Raw genomic sequence first — 21,589 nt, 5'->3', positions numbered from 1 at the left:
CCTTTCCTCATCTGTCCCACTGGCGTGGGCCGGAATTGGCACCGTGGTCGTCAGCTACCTCGCGGAATCGAGATGACAGGCTGACGCCGGTTGCCGGGGCTTCGTCGGGCCGTTCCCTCTGCCCCTCTGGATGAGCGGTATTCGGTTGTCGACGCTCACTTCACGCAATGCGTCCGTAACAACATACGACATCGGCTTCGCGTCCCGCCATGCCCTGCGGCCTTCGTCACCATGGCAGGATCGGTGTTGTGCCAGCCGCCGTGACCCTCTCATCCCTCCATCTCGTCCTCGGCGAGGAGGAACTTCTCGTCGAACGCGCTGTTCGCGCCGCTGTCCGGGCGGCCAGGCAGACCGACCCGGCCGCGGACTCCACGCGCGCGAAAGTGTCGGAACTCACAGTTGCCGAGCTCGCCGAACTGGTCAGCCCGTCGCTGTTCAGCGAAGGCAGGGTGATCGTGCTCGAATCGGCGCAGGACATCGCGCAGGAGCTGGCGGACTCGCTGCTGGGTTACCTCGCCCAGCCCGCGGACGGCGTCGTGCTGGTCGTCGTGCACTCCGGGGGCGGGCGGAGCAAGGCGGCCAAGGCGTTGCCGGCGGCCCTGCGCAAGGCGGGCGCCGAGATCACCGAATGCCCCAAGATCACCAAGCCCGCCGAGCGTGAGGCGTTCGTGCGCAACGAGGTCCGCCAGGCCGGCGGCCGGATCGACCCGGCCGGGGTGGTGGCGCTCATCGACTCGGTGGGTTCGGACCTGCGGGAGCTCGCGTCGGCGGCCGCCCAGTTGGTGGCCGACACCGGCGGCAAGGTGGACGAGCAGGCGGTCCGCCGGTACCACCGCGGCCGTGCCGACGTCACCGGGTTCGCGGTGGCGGAGAAGGCGGTCGCCGGCGATCGTGCGGCCGCGCTCGAGTCGATGCGCTGGGCGATGCAGATCGGCGTGCCGCACGTACTGGTCGCCGACGCGCTCGCGGACGCGGTGCGGACGATCGCGCGGGTGTCGGCCGCGGGCCGCGGCAACCCGAACCAGCTGGCGGGCGAACTGGGCATGCCCCCGTGGAAGGTCCGCAAGGCACAGGGTCAGGCGCGCGGCTGGGCCGAGGCTGGGCTGGCGGAGGCGATGGCGGTCGTGGCCAGGGTCAACGCGGAGGTCAAGGGCGCCGCGGCAGACTCGTCCTACGCGCTGGAGCGCGCCGTGCTCGACCTGGTCGCGGCACGCGAGAAGCGCTGACCGCGTGCCCGGCCGGTGCGAGTCCCGCGTTCGGGCTGTGCGTGTTCGGCGTTGCCGGTGTGCGAGTCCCACGTCCGGGCACGCCGCCCGGCGGTCACGCAAAAGCCCGCAAGATGGTGACAACTTGCGGGCTTCGTGGCGCGGAATCAGAGCTGGTGGGCGCGCCTGGCCATGGCCGACTTCTTGTTCGCGGCCTGGTTGGGGTGGATGACGCCCTTGCTGGCGGCCTTGTCCAGCTTCTTCGCCGCCTCGCGCTGCAGTTCGATGGCCTTGTCCTTGTCACCGGACTCGGCGGCCTCGCGGAACTTGCGGATCGCGGTCTTCACCGAGGACTTGATCGACTGGTTGCGCTGGCGCGCCTTCTCGTTGGTCTTGATGCGCTTGATCTGGGACTTGATGTTGGCCATGAAGGCGCTCCTTGATCTTTCGGCGGGTTTCGCTGCCGCGTTGTGGTGGCCCCGGTGACCGGGCTTCCTCCCTGGCGGAATGCCACACGGCAACGGTCGACAAGACTACCAGCAGCGGTAAGGTGGTCGGGGTGGTGCCCAGGGTTCCGCCACCGCCCCGCCGCGGATCGACAATCAGGGGTGGCGGGGCTGGTCCGAGCGGCACCGGCCGCCGGGCTGGACCCCCGCCGGTACACCTGAGGTGGACAAAAGCCAAGAGGGCCTCGACCTTCCGTGCCCGCGGAAGGCGGAAAGGCCTCCGTGAACGGCTCAGCTCTCGCTCTTGTGCTCACCGCGGCGATCGTGCACCCCGGGTGGAATCTGGCCGCCAAGCGCGTCCGCGACGGCGGTGCGGCCTTTGTGTTCCTGTACCACGCGGCCGGCGCGGTGTGTCGCGCGCCGATCGCGGTGGCCGTCGCGATCGGTGGCCATGAGCGTCCACAATGGACGTGGCTGCTCGCCGCCACGCTCACCGCGATCTTCCATGTCCTGTACGGCATCGTGCTACAGCGCGGTTACGCCGTCGGTGACCTTTCGGTGGTCTACCCGCTCGCCCGGGGTAGTGGGCCGCTGCTGGCCGTGTTCGCCGCCGTGCTGCTGTTCGGCGAGCGGCCGGGGATCCTGGGGCTGATGGGTGCGCTGCTGGTCGTCGCGGGCGTGCTCCTGATCGGGACCGGTTCCGATGTGGTCGTGTCCGATGGCCGTGCCCGCCGGGCCGGAGCGGGGTACGGCCTGCTCACCGGCGTCACCATCGCCGCCTACCGGCTTTGGGACGACCACGCCGTCAACGCGCTCGGCGTGCCGCCCGTGATCTACTTCGGCACCGGGATCCTGCTGCGGAGCGTGTTGCTGGCGCCGGTCGCGTTCGGCCGGGGAGAGGTGCTTCGGCTCTGGCGGGCGTACTGGCGGGAAGTGCTCGTCGTCGGCGGGCTTTCGCCGGTGGCCTACGTGCTCGTGCTGTTCGCGATGCGGCTGGCACCGGTGAGCCTGGTCGCGCCCGCGTGTGAGGTCAGCATCGTGCTCGGGGGCCTCGCCGGGTGACTCGTGCTGGGCGAGGCCAACCCGGTGCGGCGGCTGGCGGGCTCGATCGTGGTACTCGCCGGGATTGCCGCGATTGCCGCCTCCTGAACACCTGCGGTAGGGAGGTGTTATGCACGTTTTGAGCAGCAGGGTGCTGGTCCGGCCTCGCGACCTGGAGGCGTTGACCGCGTTCTATGCCGACGTGCTCGGTCTGGCGATCTACCGGACCTTCCCAGGTGGCACGGTGTTCTTCCTGGGCCAGGGCTTCCTGGAGGTCTCCGGGCGGGGCGAGCCGGGGAGGACCGGCAACCTGGAACTGTGGCTGCAGGTGCCGGACCTGCCCTCCACCCTGGACGAACTGGCCGCGAAGGGGGTGACACCGGACCGGGACGCCCGGCGGGAACCGTGGGGCCTGGACGAGGCCTGGATCTCCGATCCAGACGGCACCCGGATCGTCCTGGTCGAGATCCCCGCCGATCATCCACTGCGGACGGACATGCGGGCGGCGTCACTGTCGTAGCGCGCGAAGCTGGGCCGCCAGGCCGCCCGGGCCGGGTGGCTCCCACACCCAGGTCTGCAGGTCGGTGAACCCGGCCGCGCCGGCTTCGTCGGCCAGTTCGTGCCGGGACACCGGCAGCCGCCGTTCGAGCGCCGACAGGACGAGCCGCCCGCCGGGCCGCAGTACCCGGAACAGTTCGGCGAACGCGGCCCGCCGGTCGGCCCAGTTCCGCACGTCGTTGACGCTGAGCACGACGTCGACCGACGCGTCGTCGAGCCCGGTGTGTTCGGGTGAGCCGGTGTGCCGCCCGAGGGCGGGTCTCTCGCCGACGACCAGCACCGCCTCGCCGGGAGTGATCTTTGCCACGTGCAGGACATGCCGCTCGATCGCCGCGTTCGCGGGTGCCAGCACGACCTCCGCGACACGGTCCAGCAAGCGGCCGAACGAAGTGCTCATACCTCCAGGTCAGCACGCGCACGGCGACCCGGCATCGGGGATGACCCGGAAATCCCGCCGGACACTCATGGGAGCATGGACAGCGAACCTACGACAAGCCGAGGACCCGAGTGACCTTCGCCGACCAGACCTTCACGCCCCCGGACCTGATCCGGAACTTCTGCATCATCGCGCACATCGACCACGGCAAGTCCACCCTGGCCGACCGGATGCTGCAGCTCACCGGCGTGGTCGAGGAGCGGGCCATGCGCGCCCAGTACCTCGACCGGATGGACATCGAGCGTGAGCGCGGGATCACGATCAAGGCCCAGAACGTGCGCCTGCCGTGGCGGGTGGACGGCCAGGATCACGTGCTGCACCTCATCGACACTCCGGGGCACGTGGACTTCACCTACGAGGTCTCACGGGCGCTGGAGGCCTGCGAGGGCGCGATCCTGCTGGTCGACGCCGCGCAGGGGATCGAGGCGCAGACCCTGGCCAACCTCTACCTCGCGCTCGAGGGGGACCTGCACGTCATCCCGGTCCTGAACAAGATCGACCTGCCCGCCGCCGACCCGGACAAGTACGCCGCCGAACTCGCCCACATCATCGGCTGCGACCCCGGCGACGTGCTGCGCGTGTCGGCCAAGACCGGCCAGGGTGTCAAGGAACTGCTCGACGAGACGGTTCGCCAGGTGCCGCCGCCGCAGGGCGACGAGCACGCGCCCGCCCGTGCCATGATCTTCGACTCCGTGTACGACACCTATCGCGGTGTGGTCACCTACATCCGGGTGGTGGACGGCAGGATCACCCCGCGCGAGCGGATCCGGATGATGTCCACCGGCGCCACGCACGAACTGCTCGAGGTCGGCATCATCTCGCCGGAACCCAAGCCCAGCGCGGGCCTCGGCGTCGGCGAGGTCGGCTACCTGATCACCGGGGTGAAGGACGTCCGCCAGTCCCGCGTCGGCGACACCGTCACCAGAGAGCGCAAGGGTGCGACCGAACCGCTGGCCGGATACCGCGACCCGAAGCCGATGGTCTATTCCGGGCTGTATCCGGTGGACGGTTCGGACTACCCGGAACTGCGTGAGGCGCTGGAGAAGCTCCAGCTGAACGACGCCGCGCTGACCTTCGAGCCGGAGACGTCCGTGGCGCTGGGCTTCGGTTTCCGGTGCGGCTTCCTCGGCCTGCTGCACCTGGAGATCACGCGCGACCGGCTCGAGCGCGAGTTCGGCCTCGACCTGATCTCCACCGCGCCGAACGTCGTCTACCGTGTGCTGCTGGAGGACGGCAGCGAGCACGTGGTGACCAATCCGTCGGACTGGCCGAGCGGCTTCAAGATCGTCGAGGTGCACGAGCCGCTGTCGAAGGTCACCGTGATCGCGCCCGCGGAGTTCATCGGCGCGATCATGGAGCTGTGCCAGAGCAAGCGCGGGAAGCTGCTGGGCATGGACTACCTGTCGGAGGACCGTGTCGAGCTGCGCTACCACCTGCCGCTCGCGGAGATCATCTTCGACTTCTTCGACTCGCTGAAGTCCCGGACCCGTGGTTACGCGTCGCTGGACTACGAGGAGGCGGGCACCCAGGTGGCCGACCTGGTCAAGGTCGACATCCTGCTGCAGGGCGAGCCGGTGGACGCGTTCTCCGCGATCGTGCACAAGGACGCCGCCTACGGTTACGGCAACAAGATGGCGGCGCGGCTGCGTGAACTCATTCCGCGCCAGCAGTTCGAAGTGCCCATCCAGGCGGCGGTCGGCTCCCGGATCATCGCCCGCGAGACCATTCGCGCGATCCGGAAGGACGTGCTCGCCAAATGCTACGGCGGTGACATCTCGCGGAAGCGCAAGCTGCTGGAGAAGCAGAAGGAAGGCAAGAAGCGGATGAAGACCGTCGGCCGGGTCGAGGTTCCGCAGGAGGCCTTCGTCGCCGCGCTGTCGACCGAGGAGCCGAAGGGCAAGGGCAAGTAGCCTGTTGTTGCTACCAGTGACGAGCCGTTCGACGCGGTGAAGCCGTACCCGGTGCGGATCGTGCTGACGGAACTGCTGGGCAGGCTCGTGCCCTGAGTTCGCCCTGAAACAAGGGGTGCTCAGCCGTTGCCGATGATGCGCTCGGCCTGGATGAACACGGCGCAGCGGCGTTCGGCGGCCATCACGCGGTCGTATTCGTCCCAGTCGTCGTGGGTGCCGGTGGCGGCGAGGAAGACTTCGCGGAGCAGGCGCGGCAGTTCGCCGGGGGCGAAGCCCGGATCGGGATCGTCAGGACCGACCAGCCGGGCGGAGCCCTGCACGGAGACCCATTGCCAGCCGCGGCGGAAGACGATGGTGGCGTGGTGACGGTAGCGGAGCAGTTCGAGCTTGCGGGCGCCGCCGCGGGCCACGAACCCGATCGACGCCAGGCCGGTCACCGGGTCGTCGATGATCCCGGCGTTGACGACCGAGGCGTGCACCGTGCCGTCGGCGCGGGCGACGGCGACCGTCGCCAGGCCGTGCTCGTCGAGCGACAGGGTGCGGACGAGTTCGAGATCAGCCACGAAACGACTCTAACGTAGTGTGGAGCCATGCTCGAAGGACTGCGCTTTCCCTTGCTCGTCGCGCCGATGGCCGGTGGCCCTTCGACGCCGGAGCTCGTCGCCGCGGTCGTGGAGGCCGGCGGATCGGGGTTCCTCGCGGCCGGCTACCTCAAGGCCGAAGACCTCGCCGCCCGGATCGCCAGGACCCGTGAGCTGACGGCCGGCTCCTTCGGGGTGAACCTGTTCGTGCCCGGCAGTGAGTCCACTGTGGACATATCCGGTTATGTGTCGCGGATCGTGGCCGAGGGGCGGCGGTACGGGGCCGAGCCCGGCGAGGCGCGCTGGGACGACGACGAGTACCCGGCGAAGCTGGATCTCGTTGTCGCGCAACGGATCCCGCTGGTCTCGTTCACCTTCGGCCTGCCCTCGCCCGAGGACGTCGGCCGCCTGCACGAGGCCGGGAGCAAGGTCGTGGTGACCGTGACCGGTCCCGGTGAGGCGGTGCGGGCCGCCGAGGTCGGGGCGGACGCGTTGTGCGTGCAGGGTTTCGAGGCCGGTGCCCACCGCGGGCTGTTCGCCGACGATCCGTCCGATCCGGCCGGGGGACCGGTCTACGGTCTGCTCGCCGCGCTGCGGCTGGTTTCGTCCGAAGTGGACCTTCCGCTGATCGCCACCGGTGGTCTGGTGCATGGCGCCGATGTCGCCGCGGTGCTCGTCGCCGGGGCCGCGGCGGCTCAGCTGGGCACCGCCTTCCTGCGGGCCGACGAGGCGGGCACTCAGCCCGCGCATCGGCGCGCGCTCGCCGAAGCGGGCCGGCCGACGGCGTTCACCCGCGCGTTCAGCGGGCGGCCGGCACGCGGCATCGTGAACCGGTTTCTCACCGAGCATTCCGCGCACGCCCCCGCCGCCTACCCGCAGGTGCACCATCTCACGCGGCCGGTCAGGGCAGCCGCGGGAAAGGCCGGCGATTCGGACGGGCTGAACCTGTGGGCGGGTCAGACCTATCCCGTGGCTTCGGCGGGTCCCGCCGCGGAGATCTTCGCGCGGCTGCACGGCGAGGCCGTCGCCGCGCTGAAGCAGGCCCAGCGGTGGCTCGGGTGAGCTACCCGGCCGCCGCGTTGGGGATCGAGACCGGCTTGGTGCCACGGCGCTTGGGCTTCGCGGTGGGTTGCGGGCAGGTCTGCCGGAAGACCCCGGTGGCGAAGTAGGTGAGCATCTCGGCGAGCCCGGCCGGATCGTCCAGCTGCGGGCAGTGCCCCCACTCGGCGCGGACAAGCAGCCGACTGTGCGGGACCAGCGCGTGCAGCCGCTCGCCGGAGGCCTGGCTCACCAGGCGGTCCCGGCCGCAGACGACCACGAGCAGCGGTACCTGGATCTCCTCGATACCCTGGTAGGCCTCGTCGAGCTCCGAGACCAGCTGGCGCGTCTGCTCCAGCCGGGTGGTCGCCGAGCGGTAGTCCGGGAAGAGGCTGGTGAACCGCCGCACCTGCTCGGCCTCGGCGACCACGTGGTCGGCGTAGAGCAGCCTCGGGACCACGTACTCGGCGATGGTGCGTACCAGGAAGCCGGGTACCGGCAGCGGCAGCGAGGCGGCCAGCCGCAGGGGTAGCGGATACCGGCCGACCGTGCGCACCAGCCATGAGTCGACGAGACCGGGCGCCGCGATGGACACCACCCCGGCGATCGGGAGCCGGGGTGACTGCGCGGCGCGCAGGCTCATGGTGCCACCGAGCGAGTTGCCGGCGAGCACGATCCTGCCGTAACGGCGCTGTTCGGTCAGGACCGCGTCGACGAACAGGTCGAACTGCGGCAGCATCGCGCCGGGCCGCAGCGGGTCGGCTTCCCCGAACCCGGGCAGGTCGACCGCAAGGACAGAGACACCGGCGGCGGCGAGTTCGGCCAAGGCGGGGCGCCAGGTGTCGGCACTGTCGCAATAGCCGTGCAGCAGGACCAGCCTGGTCGAGCCCCGCTCGCGGGGACCGGCTTCCAGCACCCTCGTCCGGTAGCCGGCAAAACTCTGGTACCCGACCCGCACCGCGGCCGGGTCGGCGTGTGGAGAGCCCGGCTTGGCCGTCTTCTCCCGCTCCATTGCGGTCATATACCCAGATTAGCGAGGAACTCTTGCCTTCCCCGCCTTCCCCGTTGATCACAAACCGGAGTCAGCATGATATCAACAAGACGTCTTCGCTGGTCAGAGTACATTTTTGCGGCTTAGCGAGTGAAAACGATTTTTCCGGCGGTCTCGCCGTCCAGCATGTTTCGGAAGCCCTGGGCGGCGTCGGTGAAAGGCAGTTCGGCGCCGATCTGGGGCCTGATGCCCGCCAGGTCGACGTAGGACAAAAGGTTCGCCAGCTCGTCACGGGTCCCCATGGTCGATCCTGTCACGCGAAGCTGAAGGAAGAACACGCGCTGTAGTTCCGCGCTCGGGTCCGGACCACTGGTCGCTCCGGACACCACGATGATCCCGCCCGGCTTGAGCGACTTCACCGAATGCGACCAGGTCGCCTTGCCGACGGTCTCGAACACCGCGTCCACCCGCTCGGACAGCCGCGCGCCGGACTCGAAGGTCTGGTGCGCGCCCAGCCGCTCGGCCAGCGCGCGCTTCTCCTCGGTGCGCCCGGTCACCCACACCCGGAACCCGGCCGCCCGGCCGAGCTGGATCAGCGCGGTCGAAACACCGCCGGAGGCACCCTGCACGAGCAGGGTCTCACCCGGTCTCAGCCCCGACTTCACGAACAGCATCCGGTACGCGGTCAGCCATGCCGTGCCCATGGTGGCGGCTTCCGCGAAGGACAGGCCGGCCGGCTTGGGCAGTACGTTGCGGGCCGGGACGACCACGAAGTCCGCGAAGGTGCCCTGGAGCTTCTCGGTGAGCAACGTGCGTTTCGGGTCCAGGGTCTCGTCGCCCTGCCAGCCCGGCGCGTTGATCACGGAGTGCAGCGCGACCTCCGTGCCGTCGTCGAGCACCCCGGCACCGTCACAGCCGAGGATCATCGGGAACTGGTCGGGTTTGATGCCGACCCCGCGCAGCGTCCAGATGTCGTGCATGTTGAGACTCGCCGCCTTGACCGCGACCCGGACCCAGCCTTCCGGCACTTCGGGCTCCGGGCGCTCACCGACGACGAGCGAGTCGAGCGGCTTGTCCTGGTTCGGTTCTCGGGCATACACGGCGAACATGCCTGCAAACTACCGCCTCCCGGGTGCGCGTACCCTGTGATCCGTGTTCGACGGGCTGGCCAACTGGTGGGACAACGCGGAGCTGTGGCTGGCGCAGCTGTGGTTCCCCGTACAGTTCGTGCTGGTCGTCGCCGTGCTCGGGCCGCTGTGCCTCGGCGGCGCGTGGCTGATCGACCGGATCGTCGACCGGGTGGCCGCCTGGTTCCGGCCGGGCCGCGACGACGCGCGGTCCCGGGGGCCGGCCGGCGAGGTCCGCCCCGAGCACGAGGACCTGACGAACCGGTGAAGCAAGCGACAAGCAGAAGGCGGATCACCGCCGCCCTGGTCGGGCTCATCGTGCTCGTCCTCGGCGGGTGGCTGGTCAGGGACGTCATCGAGACGCGCGTTTCAGCGCCGCAGACCCAGGCATTATCCACGTTGCCGCCCGAAACAGCCACAACCTATCGTCTGATCCAGGCCGGGGGGCCCTTTCCGTACCCTGGCAGTGACGGGACCGTGTTCGAGAACAGAGAGAAACGCCTGCCTCAAAAGCCCTCCGGTTACTACCATGAATACACAGTGCCAACGCCGGGCAGCGCCGACCGGGGACCACGACGACTGATCACTGGTGACGGGCGGGAGCTGTACTACACCGGTGACCACTACCAGAGCTTTGTCGTCGTTGACCCCGCGAAGTAGAAGGCCAATGGAGCACACGAACTCGAAAACCCTTGCGGAGCAGGCGTATGCCCGCGGCGCGTACGCGCACCTGGTGGCCGGTCACCCGATGGACAAGCTGTCCACAATGGAGGCGATCGCCACCGCGCTGTCCTTCCCCGCCTACTTCGGCCGCAACCTGGACGCGTTGTACGACTGCCTGACCGATCTGTCCTGGTTGCCTTCCGGTGAGCACGTGCTGATCTGGGGTGGCTCGGAACTGCTCAAGCAGGCCGACCCGAAGGCCTACCTCGCCATCCGCGGCGTTCTCTCCGACGCGGAGCGCGCGCTGGCCCCCGGCGGCGACCGTGCCGACAGCCGCCGCCTCACCGTGGCCCTCTCGGACGACTGACCTTCAGTCCCCGGGCACCCAGCGCGGCTTGCGTTTCTGGGCGAACGCCGTGATGCCTTCCTGACCTTCCTCGGAGGCGAAGAACCGCGCCGACAGCGCGTTCATCGCCGCGAAACCCGCCGACGGGGTGGCCGGTTTGGGGCCGGCCAGCAGTTCCTTCGTGGCCGCGAGCGCGCGCGGGCCGCCCATGGCGAGCGCGCGGACGTACCGGTCGACTTCGTCGTCCAGTTTCTCCGCGTCCACGGCGGCGGTGATCAGACCGATTCCGGCGGCGCGTTCGGCGTCGAACACCTCGCCGGTGAGGAACAATTCCTGCGCGGCGCGCGGCGCGATGCGGGGCAGCACGGTCAGTGAGATGACGGCCGGGACCACGCCGATCCGGACCTCGGAGAAGGCGAAGGTGACCTGCCTGGCGGCGACGACGATGTCGGCGGCCGCGACCATGCCGACCCCGCCGGCCCTGGCCGTTCCGGCGAGCCGCACCACCACGGGCTTCGGGCTGGTCCAGATCTGGTCCAGGATTTCGGGGAACTCGTTGACCCCCTGATCCACCGCGCCCGCGCCGCAGGCCTCCTTGAGGTCCATCCCGGCGCAGAAGACCGAACCGGTGTGCGTCAGGACGATCACGCGCACCTGCTCGTCGTCGCGCGCCTCCGCCAGGCAGGCGCGCAGCTCGCGCCGGAGCTGGCCGGACAGCGCGTTGCGGTTGTGCGGCGAGTCCAGCGTGATCGTCGCGGTTCCCCTCGCCAGTGAGTAGTGCACCAGTTCGTCGGTCATGACCACTACCCTGCCACGACCGTCGGCGCCGGAAATGTGTGACCTGAGTCGAGTTGACCGCGACGAGCCCATCAGTCGCGAGGCCGGTCCGGGCGCAGCTCGACGGGGAACGGCTCGCGGGTGACCGCGGGCGCGTCCTGGTAACCGAACTCGCCCGCCAGGTGACAGGCGGCCGGCGACAGTGGTTCGTCGAGGTCGACGATCCAGGAGCACGGGATTCCGGCGTCGGCGTATTCGCCGTGCTTGACCACGTTGTCCCTCCGTCGCGAGGGGACACGATCTCGATCACGATCAGCACCTCGGCCGCGCGCGGCATCTCGCCGCCCTCTTCGACACGCCGGACCTCCTTGCGGTCGACACCGACAAGGGCCGGGCGCCGGGAGAATCCCGGGCCGCCCGGTGGCGCCGGCTCCAGGTCGACGTCGATGTCCTGAATGACCTCGAACAAGTCCGGGACCTGTGTCCGAAGCTGGACCAGCAATTCACCGGAAACGATATTGTGAATTGGCCTGGGGCTTGGCGACATCAACAGGCGGCCTTCTTGGTGCTCTGGGTAACCGAAACGCGGGTGCCGGCCCCGGCCGGGCGCGCGAGCAGCACCGGAGCCGACGACCAGGGGGAGATCGTGCTCAGCGAGATCGTCCGCCCGGCCAGGTGCGGCACGGCCGTGATCGGGGAATCGGCATAACCAGGCTCCGTTTCACGAAGTGCCGCGTACTCCGCGACCGTCAACAGGTGGGGCTCGCCATCTACGTGGGGTTGTGCAAGTGCAGTCACTGTCTCTCACGTCGCCGTGAGTCTCGCGGACCCGCCAGGGAGAACCGCTACTCTCCGCGTTCGTTGTTGCCAGAATACGAGGTGAGAGGCCCGCCAGGCTCAGTTCTGGCGAGGGAGGAGTTCGGCGGCGAAGCGGTCCAGGAACTCGTCGAAGGGTGGCCGGCCGCGGTGGTGGACGACGAACTTGGTCAGGCCCGCGGCGAGGTAGCCGTCGAGCAGGCGGTGCAGATCGGGCCAACTGCCCGCGACGAGCTTGGCCGGGACGATGCCGGGGCGGCGCCGGCGGGCGACTTCGGCCAGTTCCGGGGTGATACCACCGTCGGCGAGGAGCAGGCTGATGCCGTAGTGGTCCGGCTCGATCTCACGGCCCGCCTCGGCCGCGGCGGCCTCGATCGTCTCGCGGGCGTCACGGGCGTCTTCGGCCGGCAGGAAGCTGCCGAGCCAGCCGTCGGCGAGCCTGCCGACGCGGCGGAGGGCGGCCGGTGCGCTGCCGCCGAGCCAGATGTCCAGCGGGACGGGGGGGAGCGGGCGGATGCTCGCCGCGTCGAGCTTGAAGAACTCGCCGGCGAAGTCCACGGTTTCCTGGGTCAGCAGGGCGCGCAGGAGACGAAGCGACTCGTCGAAGACGTCGGCGCGGCGCCCGTCCGGTACCTCGAACAGGTCTCGCTCGGCGCGGCGCGCGGGGCGCAGGCCGAACACGGGCAGCACCCGTTTGGGCGCCAGCGCCGCGAGCGAGGCGAGTTGCTTGGCCACCAGGACCGGATGCCGGCCCGGCAGCACCGCGACCGACGTGCCGACCTTCAACCGTTCCGTGCGGGACAGCGCGTGCGCCATGCCGACGAACGGCTCGACGGTGTCGGCGTAGACGTGTTCGGACAGCCAGAGCGAATCGATTCCGGCCGCTTCCAGCCGGTCCACGATATCCGGGAATTCGGAAGGTGTGTCACCCGCGCCGATTCCCACGCCGATCCGGATCTTCACCCGGTCAAGGCTACGCCGGGCAACCCGGCCGGTGCAGGAATCGGGCAACGGGCGGCCATCAGGGCTTCGCCGTAACGGCGGAGGACGAGGCCGGCGATCCGGGGATCGGGGGCCAGGGGTGTGGCCACCCGTGCGTCCGGCGCGAGGGCGGCGACCCGGTCGGGAAGCAGTCCGGGGGCCAGGAACCACGAAGCGACGGCGATTCGCCGGGCGCCCCGGGCTCGCAGCCGCGCCACGGCCGTGGGAACGTCTTGTGCCGCGAGGGTTCCGCCGACGAAGGCCGGGGTGGCCAGGAAACCGTGCCGTGCCTGCCATCGCCGGGCCGTCCTGGTGACCGCCGCGTTCGCCGGCGCGTGCGAGGACCCGACCGCGGCGACGACCACGCCGAGCGCCGGATCCGAAAGGTCCGCGCCCGTCTCGGCGAGCCGGTCGAGCGCGACCTCCTCGAGTACCGGATCGCCGCCGAGGACGTCCGAAATGGACACTCGAAGGGGTGCCCGGTCCGTCAGCGCGGGCAGGTCGACGCGGGCGTGGTAAGCACTGCCGAGGAGCAGCGGCACCACCACGGCTGCGCGGTGCCCGTCGTCGTGCAGGGATCGCAGGACATCCCCGGTCAGCGGGGTCGAGAGGTCCAGAAAGGACACCCGGGCGCCCGGGATCCGGCGCGCCAGCGCGCGGATCGTGGCGGCGGACCGGGGGTCCCGGCTCCCGTGCGCGACGGTGACGAGCGGGATCACGTCGTTTTCCCGTGATCTTGCGCGCCGCGCGCTCGGTCTTCGGCGTGGCGGTCGCGGGTCGACCCGGGGGATGTCACGTTCCCCCGCTCAGGCCGCGGGTTCGCAGGACCGCGCGTTCGATCGGCCGGAACACCAGCAGTTCGATGCCCACGCCCACCAGCAGGATCAGCACGATCGCGGCGATCACCGTCGGCATGTCCGCCAGTGCCCGCCCGTCGTCGAGGTAGGCACCGAGTCCCTTGCCCAGCAACGGCGACACCGCGATGATCTCCGCGGCCATCAGTGACCGCCACGAGAACGCCCAGCCCTGCTTCAGCCCGGCCAGGTACCCGGGCAGTGCCGCGGGCAGCAGGATGTGCCACGACGCGGCGAGCCGCCCCGCGCCCAGCACCTTGCCGACGCGCGGCAGGATCGGTGGGATCTGGTCGATCCCGGCGACCAGGCCGTTCGCGATCGACGGCACGCTGCCCAGCAGCAGCACGGTGTACAGTGCGGTCGGCTTGACACCGAACCACAGCACCGCGGCGGGGACCCAGGCCACCGACGGCAGGCTTTGCAGCCCGGACAGGAACGGCCCGATCGCGGACCGCACCACGCGCACCTTCGCCACCAGCAGGCCCAGCGGCGTCGCGACCACGATCGCGATGAGGAACCCGAACACGGCGCGGGACACCGAAGTCCAGATGATGCTCAGCGCCGCGCCGGTAGCGAACTGCTCCGACAGTTCGTCCCAGACCTTCAGCGGCGCGGGCAACTGGTACTCGGGCCAGATCGCCGCCGCCCACAACGCCTGCCAGACCGTGACCACCAGCACCAGGAACGCCACCGGCGGCAGGACCGCCCACGCGATCCGCCGGGCCAGGCTCGGCCGTTGAGCGGTGTCCGGCGGCGTGTCGAGCGCGTCGAGGCCGGCACCGACCGCATCCGCGTCGACAAGCTCGGGGTCAAGCTGCGGCATGGCTCGAGATCACCTCGCGCAGCCGCCTGTTGATCATGTCCACCACGTCCAGCTCTTCGGCACTGTAAAGCCCGTCGACGGACCATTCCTGCACGACGCGGCCCGGCCGCGAGGACAGCAGCACGACGCGTTGGCCGAGTCGCACCGCCTCCCGCACGTCGTGGGTCACGAACACGACCGCGGCGTTGGTGGCCCGCCACACCCGCAACAGCTCGCCCTGCAGGACGTCCCGGGTGATCGCGTCGAGTGCCGAGAAAGGCTCGTCCATCAGCAGCAGCGACGACCGGGAACCGTTCGAAGTGTGCAGTGCGGAGGCCAGCGCGCGGGCGAGCGCGACGCGCTGGCGCATCCCACCGGAGAGCTCGTGCGGCCGCTTCCCGCCCGCGCCGCCGAGCCGGACGAGGTCGAGCAGCTCGCCGGTGCGGGCCTTGCGCGCCGCCCGTCCCACACCGTTGAGCTTCAGCGGCAACTCGACGTTGGCGGCCGCGGTCAGCCACGGCATCAGCGCGGCCTCCTGGAACATCACCGCCGGGCGGCCGCTGTTCAGCTCGATCTCGCCCGCCGACGGCGCATCGAGGCCCGCGATCAGGTTCAGCAGGGTGGTCTTGCCACAGCCGGACGCGCCCAGCAGGCAGACGAACTCGCCGGGCGCGACGTCGAGGTCGACGCCGCCGAGCGCCGTCACGGCCCGCTCGCCATGGCCGAAGCTCTTGTGCACCCCTGCCAGCCGCACGGCGTGCCCGGTCGACGGCTTCACCTCGGAATTCTCCAGTATCGCGGTCATGTGGCCTCTCCCTCAGGTTCTTATTTCTTGTCCAGGCCGTCGGCGGAAACGGCGGGCTTGCCCGCCTGGGACAGCACGGCGTTGAGCGCGGCGAGGTCGAAGAATCCGTTCAGCGAGGGCGCGGACTTGGCGACCCCGGCGGTCACCTGGTCCTGGGCCAGTTGCGGGAACCGCGAGGCGAGCGGGTCGACGGTCAGCTCGATGTTCGCAAATGCCCGGTCGATCACCGGCTGCGAAAGGCTCGACCCGGTCAGAGCCTTGAGCTGCCGGTTGACCGCGGCCTTCGCCTCGGTCGCGTTCGTGGTGGCCAGGCCGTTGGCCTGCTGGACGGCGCGCAGGATCGCCTGCACGGTCTGCGGGTGCTCGTTGAGGAACTGGGTGCGCACGACGAGCACCGTGGTCGGGAACTTGCCGTCCGGCCACAGGTTCTTCTCGTCGACGAGGACCTTCGCGCCCGCGTCGACCACCAGCCGCGACGACCAGGGCTCGGGCAGCCAACCGCCGACGACCTGGCCCTTGCGGAACAGGTCGAGCGTGGTCGCGTTGTCCGAGTTCTGCACGTTGACGCCGGTCAGCTTCTGGCCGCTGATCCACTTCTTGAGCGAGACGTCCTGGGTGTTGCCTGCCTGCGGGTCGGCGACCGTCTTGCCCTGGAGGTCCTGCGGGGTGTTGATCTCCGGCTTGACCACCAGCTGGGCGCCGCCCGAGGTGGCGCCGGAGATGAGCCGGACCTGCTGGCCGTCGGACTTGGCGAAGGCGTTGATCGCCGGGCCGGAGCCGATGAAGCCGATGTCGAGCGACCCGCCCAGCAGCGCGGCAACCTCGTCCGGCCCCGCGTTGAACTTGGTGGGGGTGAGCTTGGTGCTGCCCAGCTCCTTCGTGAAGTAGCCCTCCTCCAGCCCGATCAGGGCCGAGGCGTGCGTGACGTTGGGGAAGTAGCCCAGCCGCACCTCGGTCGCCGGGGTGCCGGTCCCGGCGACGCTCGCTGTGTCACCACCGCTGCTCGCCCGTGAGCATCCCGCCACGGTGGCGACAAGCGACAGGACGGTGGCTGTCACAGCCAGGGTTCTGCGTCGAACGATGTTCACGGGTGGGCCTTTCCTGGGGTGGGTGGGTTCTACGGGCCGGGGGAGACGACATCTCGATCTGAGCGCAGCATCGAAAGCGGGGCGCCGACGAGTCCGGCGGCCAGCGTGGTGCCGTCGGCGTTGTCGATCACCAGAAACGCTCCGGTGCGGCGGTTGACCGCGTAGTCGTCCACGGGGAGGGGCTCGGCGGTGCGGATCCGCACGCGGCCGATCTCGTTGAGCGCGAGGGCCTCCGGTGTGTCCACACTGGACAGTTTCTGCTCGTCGAAGCGGGAGGTCAGTTCCTCGACGAACGCCTGCACGGTGCGGGCGCCGTGCTTGACGAGCACCCGTGCGCCGGGGCGCAGCGGTTTCTCCGACAGCCAGGCCACGGTGGCGTCCAGCTCGTCGGTGGGCACCGGCGCCTCGGCGGACGCGGCGATCAGGTCGCCCCGGCCGATGTCCAGGTCGTCGGTCAGCAGCAGGGTCACCGAACGCCCCGCGGCGGCCTCCTCCAGTTCGCCGTCGGCGGTGTCGATGCGTGCGACCGTGCTGCGCAGGCCGGCGGGCAGCACGACCACCTCGTCGCCACGGCGCACAGTGCCGGCCGCGACCTGTCCCGCATAACCGCGGTAGTCGGGGTACTCGGCAGTGCGGGGGCGGATCACGTACTGCACCGGGAAGCGGAAGGGCGCGTCGTGCGGATCCGGCGCGGCGGGCACGGACTCCAGGTGCGCCAGCAGCGTCGGGCCGCCGTACCAGGGAGTGCGCCCGGAGGGGTCCACCACGTTGTCGCCCGCCAGCGCGGAAACCGGGATGGCCAGCACCGCACCCTCGGGATAGCCCAGCGAGGTGGCGTGTGCGGTGAACTCCTTGGCGATCACGCGGAAGGTCTCCTCGTCGAAGTCGACGAGGTCGATCTTGTTCACCGCGAGCACGAGCCGGGGCACGCCCAGCAGCGCGAGCACGGCCGCGTGCCGCCGGGTCTGCTCGACCACGCCCTTGCGCGCGTCGACCAGCAGGATCGCCAGCTGCGCGGTGGACGCGCCGGTGACCGTGTTGCGGGTGTACTGGACGTGGCCGGGGGTGTCGGCGAGCACGAAGGACCGTTTGGGCGTGGCGAAGTAGCGGTACGCCACGTCGATGGTGATGCCCTGCTCACGCTCCGAGCGCAGGCCGTCCACCAGCAGCGAAAGGTCGGGAGTGGACAGTCCGCGGTCGACGCTGGCACGGGTCACCGCGTCGAGCTGGTCGGCCAGCACCGACTTGGTGTCGTAGAGCAGCCGTCCGACCAAAGTGGACTTACCGTCGTCCACGCTGCCCGCGGTCGCCAGTCTCAGCAACGAACTCATCAGAAGTAGCCCTCCCGCTTCCGGTCCTCCATGGCGGCCTCGGACAGCCGGTCGTCGGCGCGGGTCGCGCCTCGCTCGGTGAGCCTGCTCGCCATCACCTCGGCGATGACCTCCTCGACCGTGACAGCGGTGGACTCGACCGCGCCGGTGCAGGAACCGTCGCCGACCGTGCGGTAGCGCACGCTCAACTCCTTGGCCTCTTCGCCCTCGCGCGGGCCGCCCCACGGACCTTCGGTGAGCCACATCCCGTCGCGGCGGTAGACCTCGCGGCGGTGCGCGAAGTAGATCGAGGGCAGCTCGACCTTTTCGCGCGCGATGTAGTTCCACACATCGGCTTCGGTCCAGTTGGACAGCGGGAACACGCGCACATGTTCCCCTGGACGGTGCCGTCCGTTGTACAGGTTCCACAATTCGGGACGCTGGCGGCGTGGGTCCCATTGACCGAACGCGTCGCGTAGACTGAAAATTCTTTCCTTCGCGCGCGCCCGCTCCTCGTCGCGGCGCCCGCCGCCGAACACCGCGTCGAACCGGTGCTCGGCGATGGTGTCCAGCAGTGGCTGGGTCTGCAGGGGGTTGCGGGTCCCGTCCGGGCGCTCGGTGAGCCTGCCGTCGTCGATCCAGTCCTGCACCTTCGCCACGATCAGCCGCAGCCCGTAGTTGTCCACGACGTGGTCGCGGAAGGCGATCACCTCGTCGAAGTTGTGCCCGGTGTCCACGTGCAGCAGCGGGAACGGCACGGGCGCCGGCCAGAACGCCTTGATCGCCAGGTGCAGCAGCAGGGTCGAGTCCTTGCCGCCGGAGAACAGGATCACCGGCCGGTCGAACTCGCCCGCCACCTCACGGAAGATGTGGACGGCTTCGGACTCCAGCGCGGCCAGGTTGTCTGTCGCGGCATCGGTTCCCGGTGCTTCCAGTGTGGTCACGTTTCCTCCTAGCCGTGCAGGCCGCACTCGGTCTTGCCCTTGCCCGCCCAGCGGCCGCTGCGCGGGTCGGCGCCCGCGGCGACCTTGGCGGTGCAGGGCGCGCACCCGATGGAGAGGTATCCCGCGGAAACCAGCGGGTTCTCCAGGATTCCGTGTTCGTCGACATAGGTCCGGAACTCTTCGTCCGTCCACGGCGCGATCGGGTTGATCTTCACGAGGCCGTTGCGGTCGTCCCAGCCGATGATCGGGGTGTCCGCCCGGGTCGGCGCGTCAACCCGGCGCACACCGGTCACCCAGGCCGAGTAGTTCGACAGCGTCCTGCGCAGCGGGATCACCTTGCGCAGGTGGCAGCACAGGTTGGGGTCCCGGTCGTGCAGCTTCGGGCCGTATCCGGCGTCCTGCTCGGCGACGCTCTGCTCGGGGAGCGCGTTGACGATCCTCACCTGGGGGTAGACCGTGGCGACCGCGTCACGGGTGCCGATGGTCTCCGCGAAGTGGTAACCGGTCTCCAGGAACAAAACGTCCACATCGGACTTGATCTGGGTGGCCAGGTCGATCAGCACCGCGTCCTGCATGTTGGAGGCAACGATGAAGTCGTCGCCGAAAGTTCCCACGGTCCAGCGCAGGGCCTCCAGCGCGCTCGCGCCGGCAAGCTCCTCAGATGCCTTGTCCGCCAACGCTTTCAGTTCTTCCTTGCCCGTCATTTCGCTCCCTCTGGCAGCTTCAGCCCGACGAACTTCACCGTGAAGACACGCCTACAGCCAGAACACAGCCAGGCCCCGTTCTCTTCCGGCCGCAGGTCTTCGTCACCGCAGTACGGGCAGTAGAACGGCGTGGCGCGTTCAGTCATCGGAGATCGTTCTCCTCGGCGCGCGCCACCCACTGCGGGAAACGCTCACCTTCTTCGCGCTGGGTAAGATAGTTACGCACCACGCGCTCGACGTAGTCGATCAGTTCCGGTCCGGTCACCTTGTGGCCACGCAGCTTGCGCCCGAACCCGGCGTCGAGGCCGAGGCCGCCGCCGAGGTGCACCTGGAAGCCCTCGACCTGGTTGCCGTCGGCGTCGGTGACGATCTGGCCCTTGAGCCCGATGTCCGCGGTCTGGATGCGGGCGCAGGAGTTGGGGCAGCCGTTCAGGTGCACCGTCACCGGATTGTCCACTGCGGACTGAACGTCGGCGAGCCGCTGCTCGAGGGCGGTCACCAGCTCCCGGGCGCGCGCCTTGGTCTCCACGATCGCCAGCTTGCAGAACTCGATGCCGGTGCACGCCATCACGCCACGCCGCCACGGGCTCGGCTCGGTCGGCAGGCCGATCTCGGCCAGTTCCGCCCGCAGCCCAGCCAGTTCCGGTTCCGGCACGTCGAGCACCACGAGCTTCTGCAGCGGGGTGAGCCGCACCCGTGCCGAGCCGGCCCGTTCGGCCGCCTTGGCCACCGCGATCAGCGTCGACCCGGAGACCCGGCCCGCGACCGGAGCGGCGCCGACGTAGAACTTGCCGTCCTTCTGCCGGTGCACGCCGATGTGGTCGTGCTGCTGCTCCGGCACCTCGGGCGCGGGGCCGTCGATCAGCTTCCGGCGCAGGTACTCCGATTCGAGAACCTGGCGGAATTTTTCCGGGCCCCAGTCCTTGACCAGAAACTTGATCCGGGCGCGCGAGCGCAGCCGCCGGTAGCCGTAGTCACGGAAGACGCTGATCACACCGGCCCACACCTCGGGCACCTCGTCCAGCGGCACCCAGGCGCCCAGGCGCTGGCCGATCATCGGGTTGGTGGACAGGCCGCCGCCCACCCACAGGTCGAAGCCGGGACCGTGCTCGGGGTGGCGCACGCCGACGAACGCGATGTCGTGGATCTCGTGCGCCACGTCCGGCAGGCCGGACACCGCGCTCTTGAACTTGCGCGGCAGGTTGGCGTACTCGGGCTTGCCGAGGTAGCGGCGCTTGATCTCGTCGATCGCCGGGGTGCCGTCGATGATCTCGTCCTCGGCGATGCCGGCCAGCGGCGAACCGAGGATCACGCGCGGGCTGTCGCCGCAGGCGGTCATCGTGGTGAGACCGGCGCTTTCGAGTTTCTGCCAGATGGTCGGCATGTCCTCGATGCGGATCCAGTGGTACTGGACGTTCTGCCGGTCGGTGATGTCCGCGGTGTCGCGGGCGTAGGTCTGCGAGATCTCGCCGATCACGGCCAGCTGCTCGGTGGTCAGCGCGCCGCCGTCGATCCGCACGCGGAGCATGAAGAACTCGTCGTCGAGCTCCTCCGGCTCCAGCGTGGCGGTGCGGCCGCCGTCGATGCCCGGTTTGCGCTGGGTGTACAGGCCGTACCAGCGGAACCGGCCGCGAAGGTCGGCCGGGTCGATCGAGGCGAACCCGCCGTGCGCGTAGATGCCCTCGATGCGGGCGCGCACGTTGAGCGGGTTGTCGTCCTTCTTGGTGCGCTCGTTGGGGTTGAGCGGCTCGCGGTGCCCGAGAGCCCACTGGCCTTCGCCGCGGGCGCGCCGGGCCGGACGGGCGGGCGGGGTGGGCCGGGTACTCGGGGGTTCGGCGGTAACCGTCATGGTTGGCGTCCTTCTGGAGCGGGGACACGCCATTACGCGCCAGTGGCCACGGCTAGCGGATGAGCCGAGGTGACGTCGATGTCAGGAAGCGGCGCGGTGGGCGCGCCCGGATCAAATCAACGGGCGGCGGTCACACGGCCGGACAAATGGCGCTACGCACGCGACACAAGTCGACGTGACGACGGCTGATGAGCCGCAAGGGAAACGCCATACACCGATCGTGCCATGGCGCACGGCAGACGGCCAGCGCGACGTGATCCCCGTCTCACCCGTTGGGCGCACGCACGACCCGCCCGCAATACCCTACCTTTTCGATA

General features: G+C 69.8%; 25 protein-coding genes, 1 pseudogene and 1 riboswitch. Of the genes and pseudogenes, 8 read left to right on the top strand and 18 right to left on the bottom strand.

From position 1 onward, the window contains the following. Nucleotides 1–4: 4 nt before the first annotated feature. Nucleotides 5–137: riboswitch (SAM riboswitch) on the bottom strand. A gap of 72 nt (nt 138–209) precedes the next feature. Further along, complete coding sequence (gene holA / locus VJT49_RS22290; RefSeq protein ID WP_324166835.1) at nt 210–1,226, top strand: DNA polymerase III subunit delta; 1,017 nt, start codon at nt 210–212, stop codon at nt 1,224–1,226. Between the two features lie 146 nt (nt 1,227–1,372). Here holA and rpsT read toward each other — a convergent pair whose 3' ends face one another. After that, on the bottom strand, nt 1,373–1,633 hold the full coding sequence (gene rpsT, locus VJT49_RS22285; protein WP_324166834.1) for a 30S ribosomal protein S20: 261 nt from the start codon (nt 1,631–1,633) through the stop codon (nt 1,373–1,375). Between the two features lie 300 nt (nt 1,634–1,933). Here rpsT and VJT49_RS22280 point away from each other — a divergent pair. Both VJT49_RS22280 and VJT49_RS22275 read left to right on the top strand, forming a co-directional pair. Next, nucleotides 1,934–2,800, top strand: a pseudogene (locus VJT49_RS22280) (EamA family transporter). Between the two features lie 22 nt (nt 2,801–2,822). Further along, the gene (locus VJT49_RS22275; RefSeq protein WP_324166833.1) at nt 2,823–3,212 is read left to right on the top strand and encodes a VOC family protein; all 390 of its coding nucleotides are present in this window, start codon (nt 2,823–2,825) and stop codon (nt 3,210–3,212) included. Here VJT49_RS22275 and VJT49_RS22270 read toward each other — a convergent pair. Continuing rightward, nucleotides 3,201–3,647: a class I SAM-dependent methyltransferase gene (locus VJT49_RS22270; RefSeq protein WP_324166832.1), complete on the bottom strand. Its 447-nt coding sequence runs from the start codon at nt 3,645–3,647 to the stop codon at nt 3,201–3,203. The two genes, VJT49_RS22275 and VJT49_RS22270, sit on opposite strands and share 12 nt — an antisense overlap. 110 nt (nt 3,648–3,757) lie before the next feature. Between VJT49_RS22270 and lepA the strand changes: the two genes are divergently transcribed. After that, entirely contained in the window at nt 3,758–5,596 is a 1,839-nt protein-coding gene (gene lepA / locus VJT49_RS22265; RefSeq protein ID WP_324166831.1) for a translation elongation factor 4, read from the top strand. 119 nt (nt 5,597–5,715) lie between these two features. Here the strand turns inward: lepA and VJT49_RS22260 are convergent, their stop codons facing one another. Next, nucleotides 5,716–6,159, bottom strand: coding sequence for a pyridoxamine 5'-phosphate oxidase family protein (locus VJT49_RS22260; protein WP_324166830.1), 444 nt, complete (start codon nt 6,157–6,159; stop codon nt 5,716–5,718). A gap of 27 nt (nt 6,160–6,186) precedes the next feature. On the opposite strand from VJT49_RS22260, the gene VJT49_RS22255 reads away from it, so the two are divergent. Then, nucleotides 6,187–7,239: a nitronate monooxygenase gene (locus VJT49_RS22255; protein ID WP_324166829.1), complete on the top strand. Its 1,053-nt coding sequence runs from the start codon at nt 6,187–6,189 to the stop codon at nt 7,237–7,239. Nucleotide 7,240: 1 nt separating this feature from the next. On the opposite strand, the gene VJT49_RS22250 is transcribed toward VJT49_RS22255, so the two are convergent. After that, nucleotides 7,241–8,236: an alpha/beta hydrolase gene (locus VJT49_RS22250; protein ID WP_324166828.1), complete on the bottom strand. Its 996-nt coding sequence runs from the start codon at nt 8,234–8,236 to the stop codon at nt 7,241–7,243. A 113-nt stretch (nt 8,237–8,349) separates the two neighbouring features. Continuing rightward, nucleotides 8,350–9,315 carry a zinc-binding dehydrogenase gene (locus VJT49_RS22245; RefSeq protein ID WP_324166827.1) on the bottom strand — a complete coding sequence of 322 codons (966 nt, stop codon included), beginning with the start codon at nt 9,313–9,315 and terminating at the stop codon, nt 8,350–8,352. Nucleotides 9,316–9,358: 43 nt separating this feature from the next. On the opposite strand from VJT49_RS22245, the gene VJT49_RS22240 reads away from it, so the two are divergent. Genes VJT49_RS22240 through VJT49_RS22230 form a run of 3 tightly spaced genes read left to right on the top strand, consistent with a single transcriptional unit; the run spans nt 9,359 to nt 10,363 of the window. Beyond that, the gene (locus VJT49_RS22240) at nt 9,359–9,601 is read left to right on the top strand and encodes a hypothetical protein (protein ID WP_324166826.1); all 243 of its coding nucleotides are present in this window, start codon (nt 9,359–9,361) and stop codon (nt 9,599–9,601) included. Next, on the top strand, nt 9,598–9,993 hold the full coding sequence (locus tag VJT49_RS22235; RefSeq protein WP_324166825.1) for a ribonuclease domain-containing protein: 396 nt from the start codon (nt 9,598–9,600) through the stop codon (nt 9,991–9,993). Before VJT49_RS22240 ends, VJT49_RS22235 begins: the two co-directional genes overlap by 4 nt. 7 nt (nt 9,994–10,000) lie before the next feature. Continuing rightward, the gene (locus tag VJT49_RS22230) at nt 10,001–10,363 is read left to right on the top strand and encodes a barstar family protein (protein WP_324166824.1); all 363 of its coding nucleotides are present in this window, start codon (nt 10,001–10,003) and stop codon (nt 10,361–10,363) included. A gap of 3 nt (nt 10,364–10,366) precedes the next feature. Here the strand turns inward: VJT49_RS22230 and VJT49_RS22225 are convergent, their stop codons facing one another. From VJT49_RS22225 to VJT49_RS22165, 13 genes are all read right to left on the bottom strand, one after another. After that, the gene (locus tag VJT49_RS22225) at nt 10,367–11,140 is read right to left on the bottom strand and encodes an enoyl-CoA hydratase family protein (protein WP_324166823.1); all 774 of its coding nucleotides are present in this window, start codon (nt 11,138–11,140) and stop codon (nt 10,367–10,369) included. A 71-nt stretch (nt 11,141–11,211) separates the two neighbouring features. Next, entirely contained in the window at nt 11,212–11,391 is a 180-nt protein-coding gene (locus tag VJT49_RS22220) for a hypothetical protein (protein ID WP_324166822.1), read from the bottom strand. A gap of 274 nt (nt 11,392–11,665) precedes the next feature. Then, nucleotides 11,666–11,872, bottom strand: a complete 207-nt coding sequence (locus VJT49_RS22215) for a hypothetical protein (RefSeq protein WP_324166821.1) — start codon at nt 11,870–11,872, stop codon at nt 11,666–11,668. Between the two features lie 144 nt (nt 11,873–12,016). Further along, on the bottom strand, nt 12,017–12,898 hold the full coding sequence (locus tag VJT49_RS22210; RefSeq protein ID WP_324166820.1) for a TIGR03854 family LLM class F420-dependent oxidoreductase: 882 nt from the start codon (nt 12,896–12,898) through the stop codon (nt 12,017–12,019). Beyond that, nucleotides 12,895–13,635, bottom strand: a complete 741-nt coding sequence (locus VJT49_RS22205) for a sirohydrochlorin chelatase (protein WP_324166819.1) — start codon at nt 13,633–13,635, stop codon at nt 12,895–12,897. Before VJT49_RS22205 ends, VJT49_RS22210 begins: the two co-directional genes overlap by 4 nt. Nucleotides 13,636–13,708: 73 nt before the next feature. Continuing rightward, on the bottom strand, nt 13,709–14,593 hold the full coding sequence (locus tag VJT49_RS22200) for an ABC transporter permease (RefSeq protein WP_324166818.1): 885 nt from the start codon (nt 14,591–14,593) through the stop codon (nt 13,709–13,711). Continuing rightward, the gene (locus VJT49_RS22195; RefSeq protein ID WP_324166817.1) at nt 14,580–15,377 is read right to left on the bottom strand and encodes an ABC transporter ATP-binding protein; all 798 of its coding nucleotides are present in this window, start codon (nt 15,375–15,377) and stop codon (nt 14,580–14,582) included. Before VJT49_RS22195 ends, VJT49_RS22200 begins: the two co-directional genes overlap by 14 nt. A gap of 20 nt (nt 15,378–15,397) precedes the next feature. After that, nucleotides 15,398–16,441: an ABC transporter substrate-binding protein gene (locus VJT49_RS22190; protein ID WP_324166844.1), complete on the bottom strand. Its 1,044-nt coding sequence runs from the start codon at nt 16,439–16,441 to the stop codon at nt 15,398–15,400. Between the two features lie 53 nt (nt 16,442–16,494). After that, a complete protein-coding gene (locus tag VJT49_RS22185; protein ID WP_324166816.1) occupies nt 16,495–17,796 on the bottom strand; it encodes a sulfate adenylyltransferase subunit 1 in 1,302 nt (433 codons plus the stop codon). Then, the gene (gene cysD / locus VJT49_RS22180; protein WP_324166815.1) at nt 17,796–18,719 is read right to left on the bottom strand and encodes a sulfate adenylyltransferase subunit CysD; all 924 of its coding nucleotides are present in this window, start codon (nt 18,717–18,719) and stop codon (nt 17,796–17,798) included. Before cysD ends, VJT49_RS22185 begins: the two co-directional genes overlap by 1 nt. Before the next feature lie 8 nt (nt 18,720–18,727). Beyond that, on the bottom strand, nt 18,728–19,423 hold the full coding sequence (locus VJT49_RS22175; RefSeq protein ID WP_324166814.1) for a phosphoadenylyl-sulfate reductase: 696 nt from the start codon (nt 19,421–19,423) through the stop codon (nt 18,728–18,730). After that, nucleotides 19,420–19,569 (bottom strand): Insertion element protein, encoded by a 150-nt coding sequence (locus tag VJT49_RS22170; protein WP_324166813.1) that lies wholly within the window; start codon nt 19,567–19,569, stop codon nt 19,420–19,422. Before VJT49_RS22170 ends, VJT49_RS22175 begins: the two co-directional genes overlap by 4 nt. Beyond that, the gene (locus tag VJT49_RS22165; protein ID WP_324166812.1) at nt 19,566–21,272 is read right to left on the bottom strand and encodes a nitrite/sulfite reductase; all 1,707 of its coding nucleotides are present in this window, start codon (nt 21,270–21,272) and stop codon (nt 19,566–19,568) included. The genes VJT49_RS22170 and VJT49_RS22165 overlap by 4 nt, the downstream gene beginning before the upstream one ends. Nucleotides 21,273–21,589 lie beyond the last annotated feature (317 nt).

Origin of the sequence: Amycolatopsis sp. (genome assembly GCF_035276945.1) — a bacterium.
Classification (GTDB): Bacteria; Actinomycetota; Actinomycetes; order Mycobacteriales; family Pseudonocardiaceae; genus Amycolatopsis_E.
Note: the sequence above shows the minus strand (reverse complement) of the source record. Positions and strands in the feature narration are given on the sequence as shown.

Bases quoted from the DNA above. Each gene is read 5' to 3' on its own strand.
- holA (WP_324166835.1), top strand. From the start codon at position 210: ATGCCCTGCGGCCTTCGTCACCATGGCAGGATCGGTGTTGTGCCAGCC.
- rpsT (WP_324166834.1), bottom strand. From the start codon at position 1,633: ATGGCCAACATCAAGTCCCAGATCAAGCGCATCAAGACCAACGAGAAG.
- VJT49_RS22275 (WP_324166833.1), top strand. From the start codon at position 2,823: ATGCACGTTTTGAGCAGCAGGGTGCTGGTCCGGCCTCGCGACCTGGAG.
- VJT49_RS22270 (WP_324166832.1), bottom strand. From the start codon at position 3,647: ATGAGCACTTCGTTCGGCCGCTTGCTGGACCGTGTCGCGGAGGTCGTG.
- VJT49_RS22255 (WP_324166829.1), top strand. From the start codon at position 6,187: ATGCTCGAAGGACTGCGCTTTCCCTTGCTCGTCGCGCCGATGGCCGGT.
- VJT49_RS22250 (WP_324166828.1), bottom strand. From the start codon at position 8,236: ATGACCGCAATGGAGCGGGAGAAGACGGCCAAGCCGGGCTCTCCACAC.
- VJT49_RS22245 (WP_324166827.1), bottom strand. From the start codon at position 9,315: ATGTTCGCCGTGTATGCCCGAGAACCGAACCAGGACAAGCCGCTCGAC.
- VJT49_RS22230 (WP_324166824.1), top strand. From the start codon at position 10,001: ATGGAGCACACGAACTCGAAAACCCTTGCGGAGCAGGCGTATGCCCGC.
- VJT49_RS22225 (WP_324166823.1), bottom strand. From the start codon at position 11,140: ATGACCGACGAACTGGTGCACTACTCACTGGCGAGGGGAACCGCGACG.
- VJT49_RS22200 (WP_324166818.1), bottom strand. From the start codon at position 14,593: ATGCCGCAGCTTGACCCCGAGCTTGTCGACGCGGATGCGGTCGGTGCC.
- VJT49_RS22195 (WP_324166817.1), bottom strand. From the start codon at position 15,377: ATGACCGCGATACTGGAGAATTCCGAGGTGAAGCCGTCGACCGGGCAC.
- VJT49_RS22185 (WP_324166816.1), bottom strand. From the start codon at position 17,796: ATGAGTTCGTTGCTGAGACTGGCGACCGCGGGCAGCGTGGACGACGGT.
- VJT49_RS22175 (WP_324166814.1), bottom strand. From the start codon at position 19,423: ATGACGGGCAAGGAAGAACTGAAAGCGTTGGCGGACAAGGCATCTGAG.
- VJT49_RS22170 (WP_324166813.1), bottom strand. From the start codon at position 19,569: ATGACTGAACGCGCCACGCCGTTCTACTGCCCGTACTGCGGTGACGAA.
- VJT49_RS22165 (WP_324166812.1), bottom strand. From the start codon at position 21,272: ATGACGGTTACCGCCGAACCCCCGAGTACCCGGCCCACCCCGCCCGCC.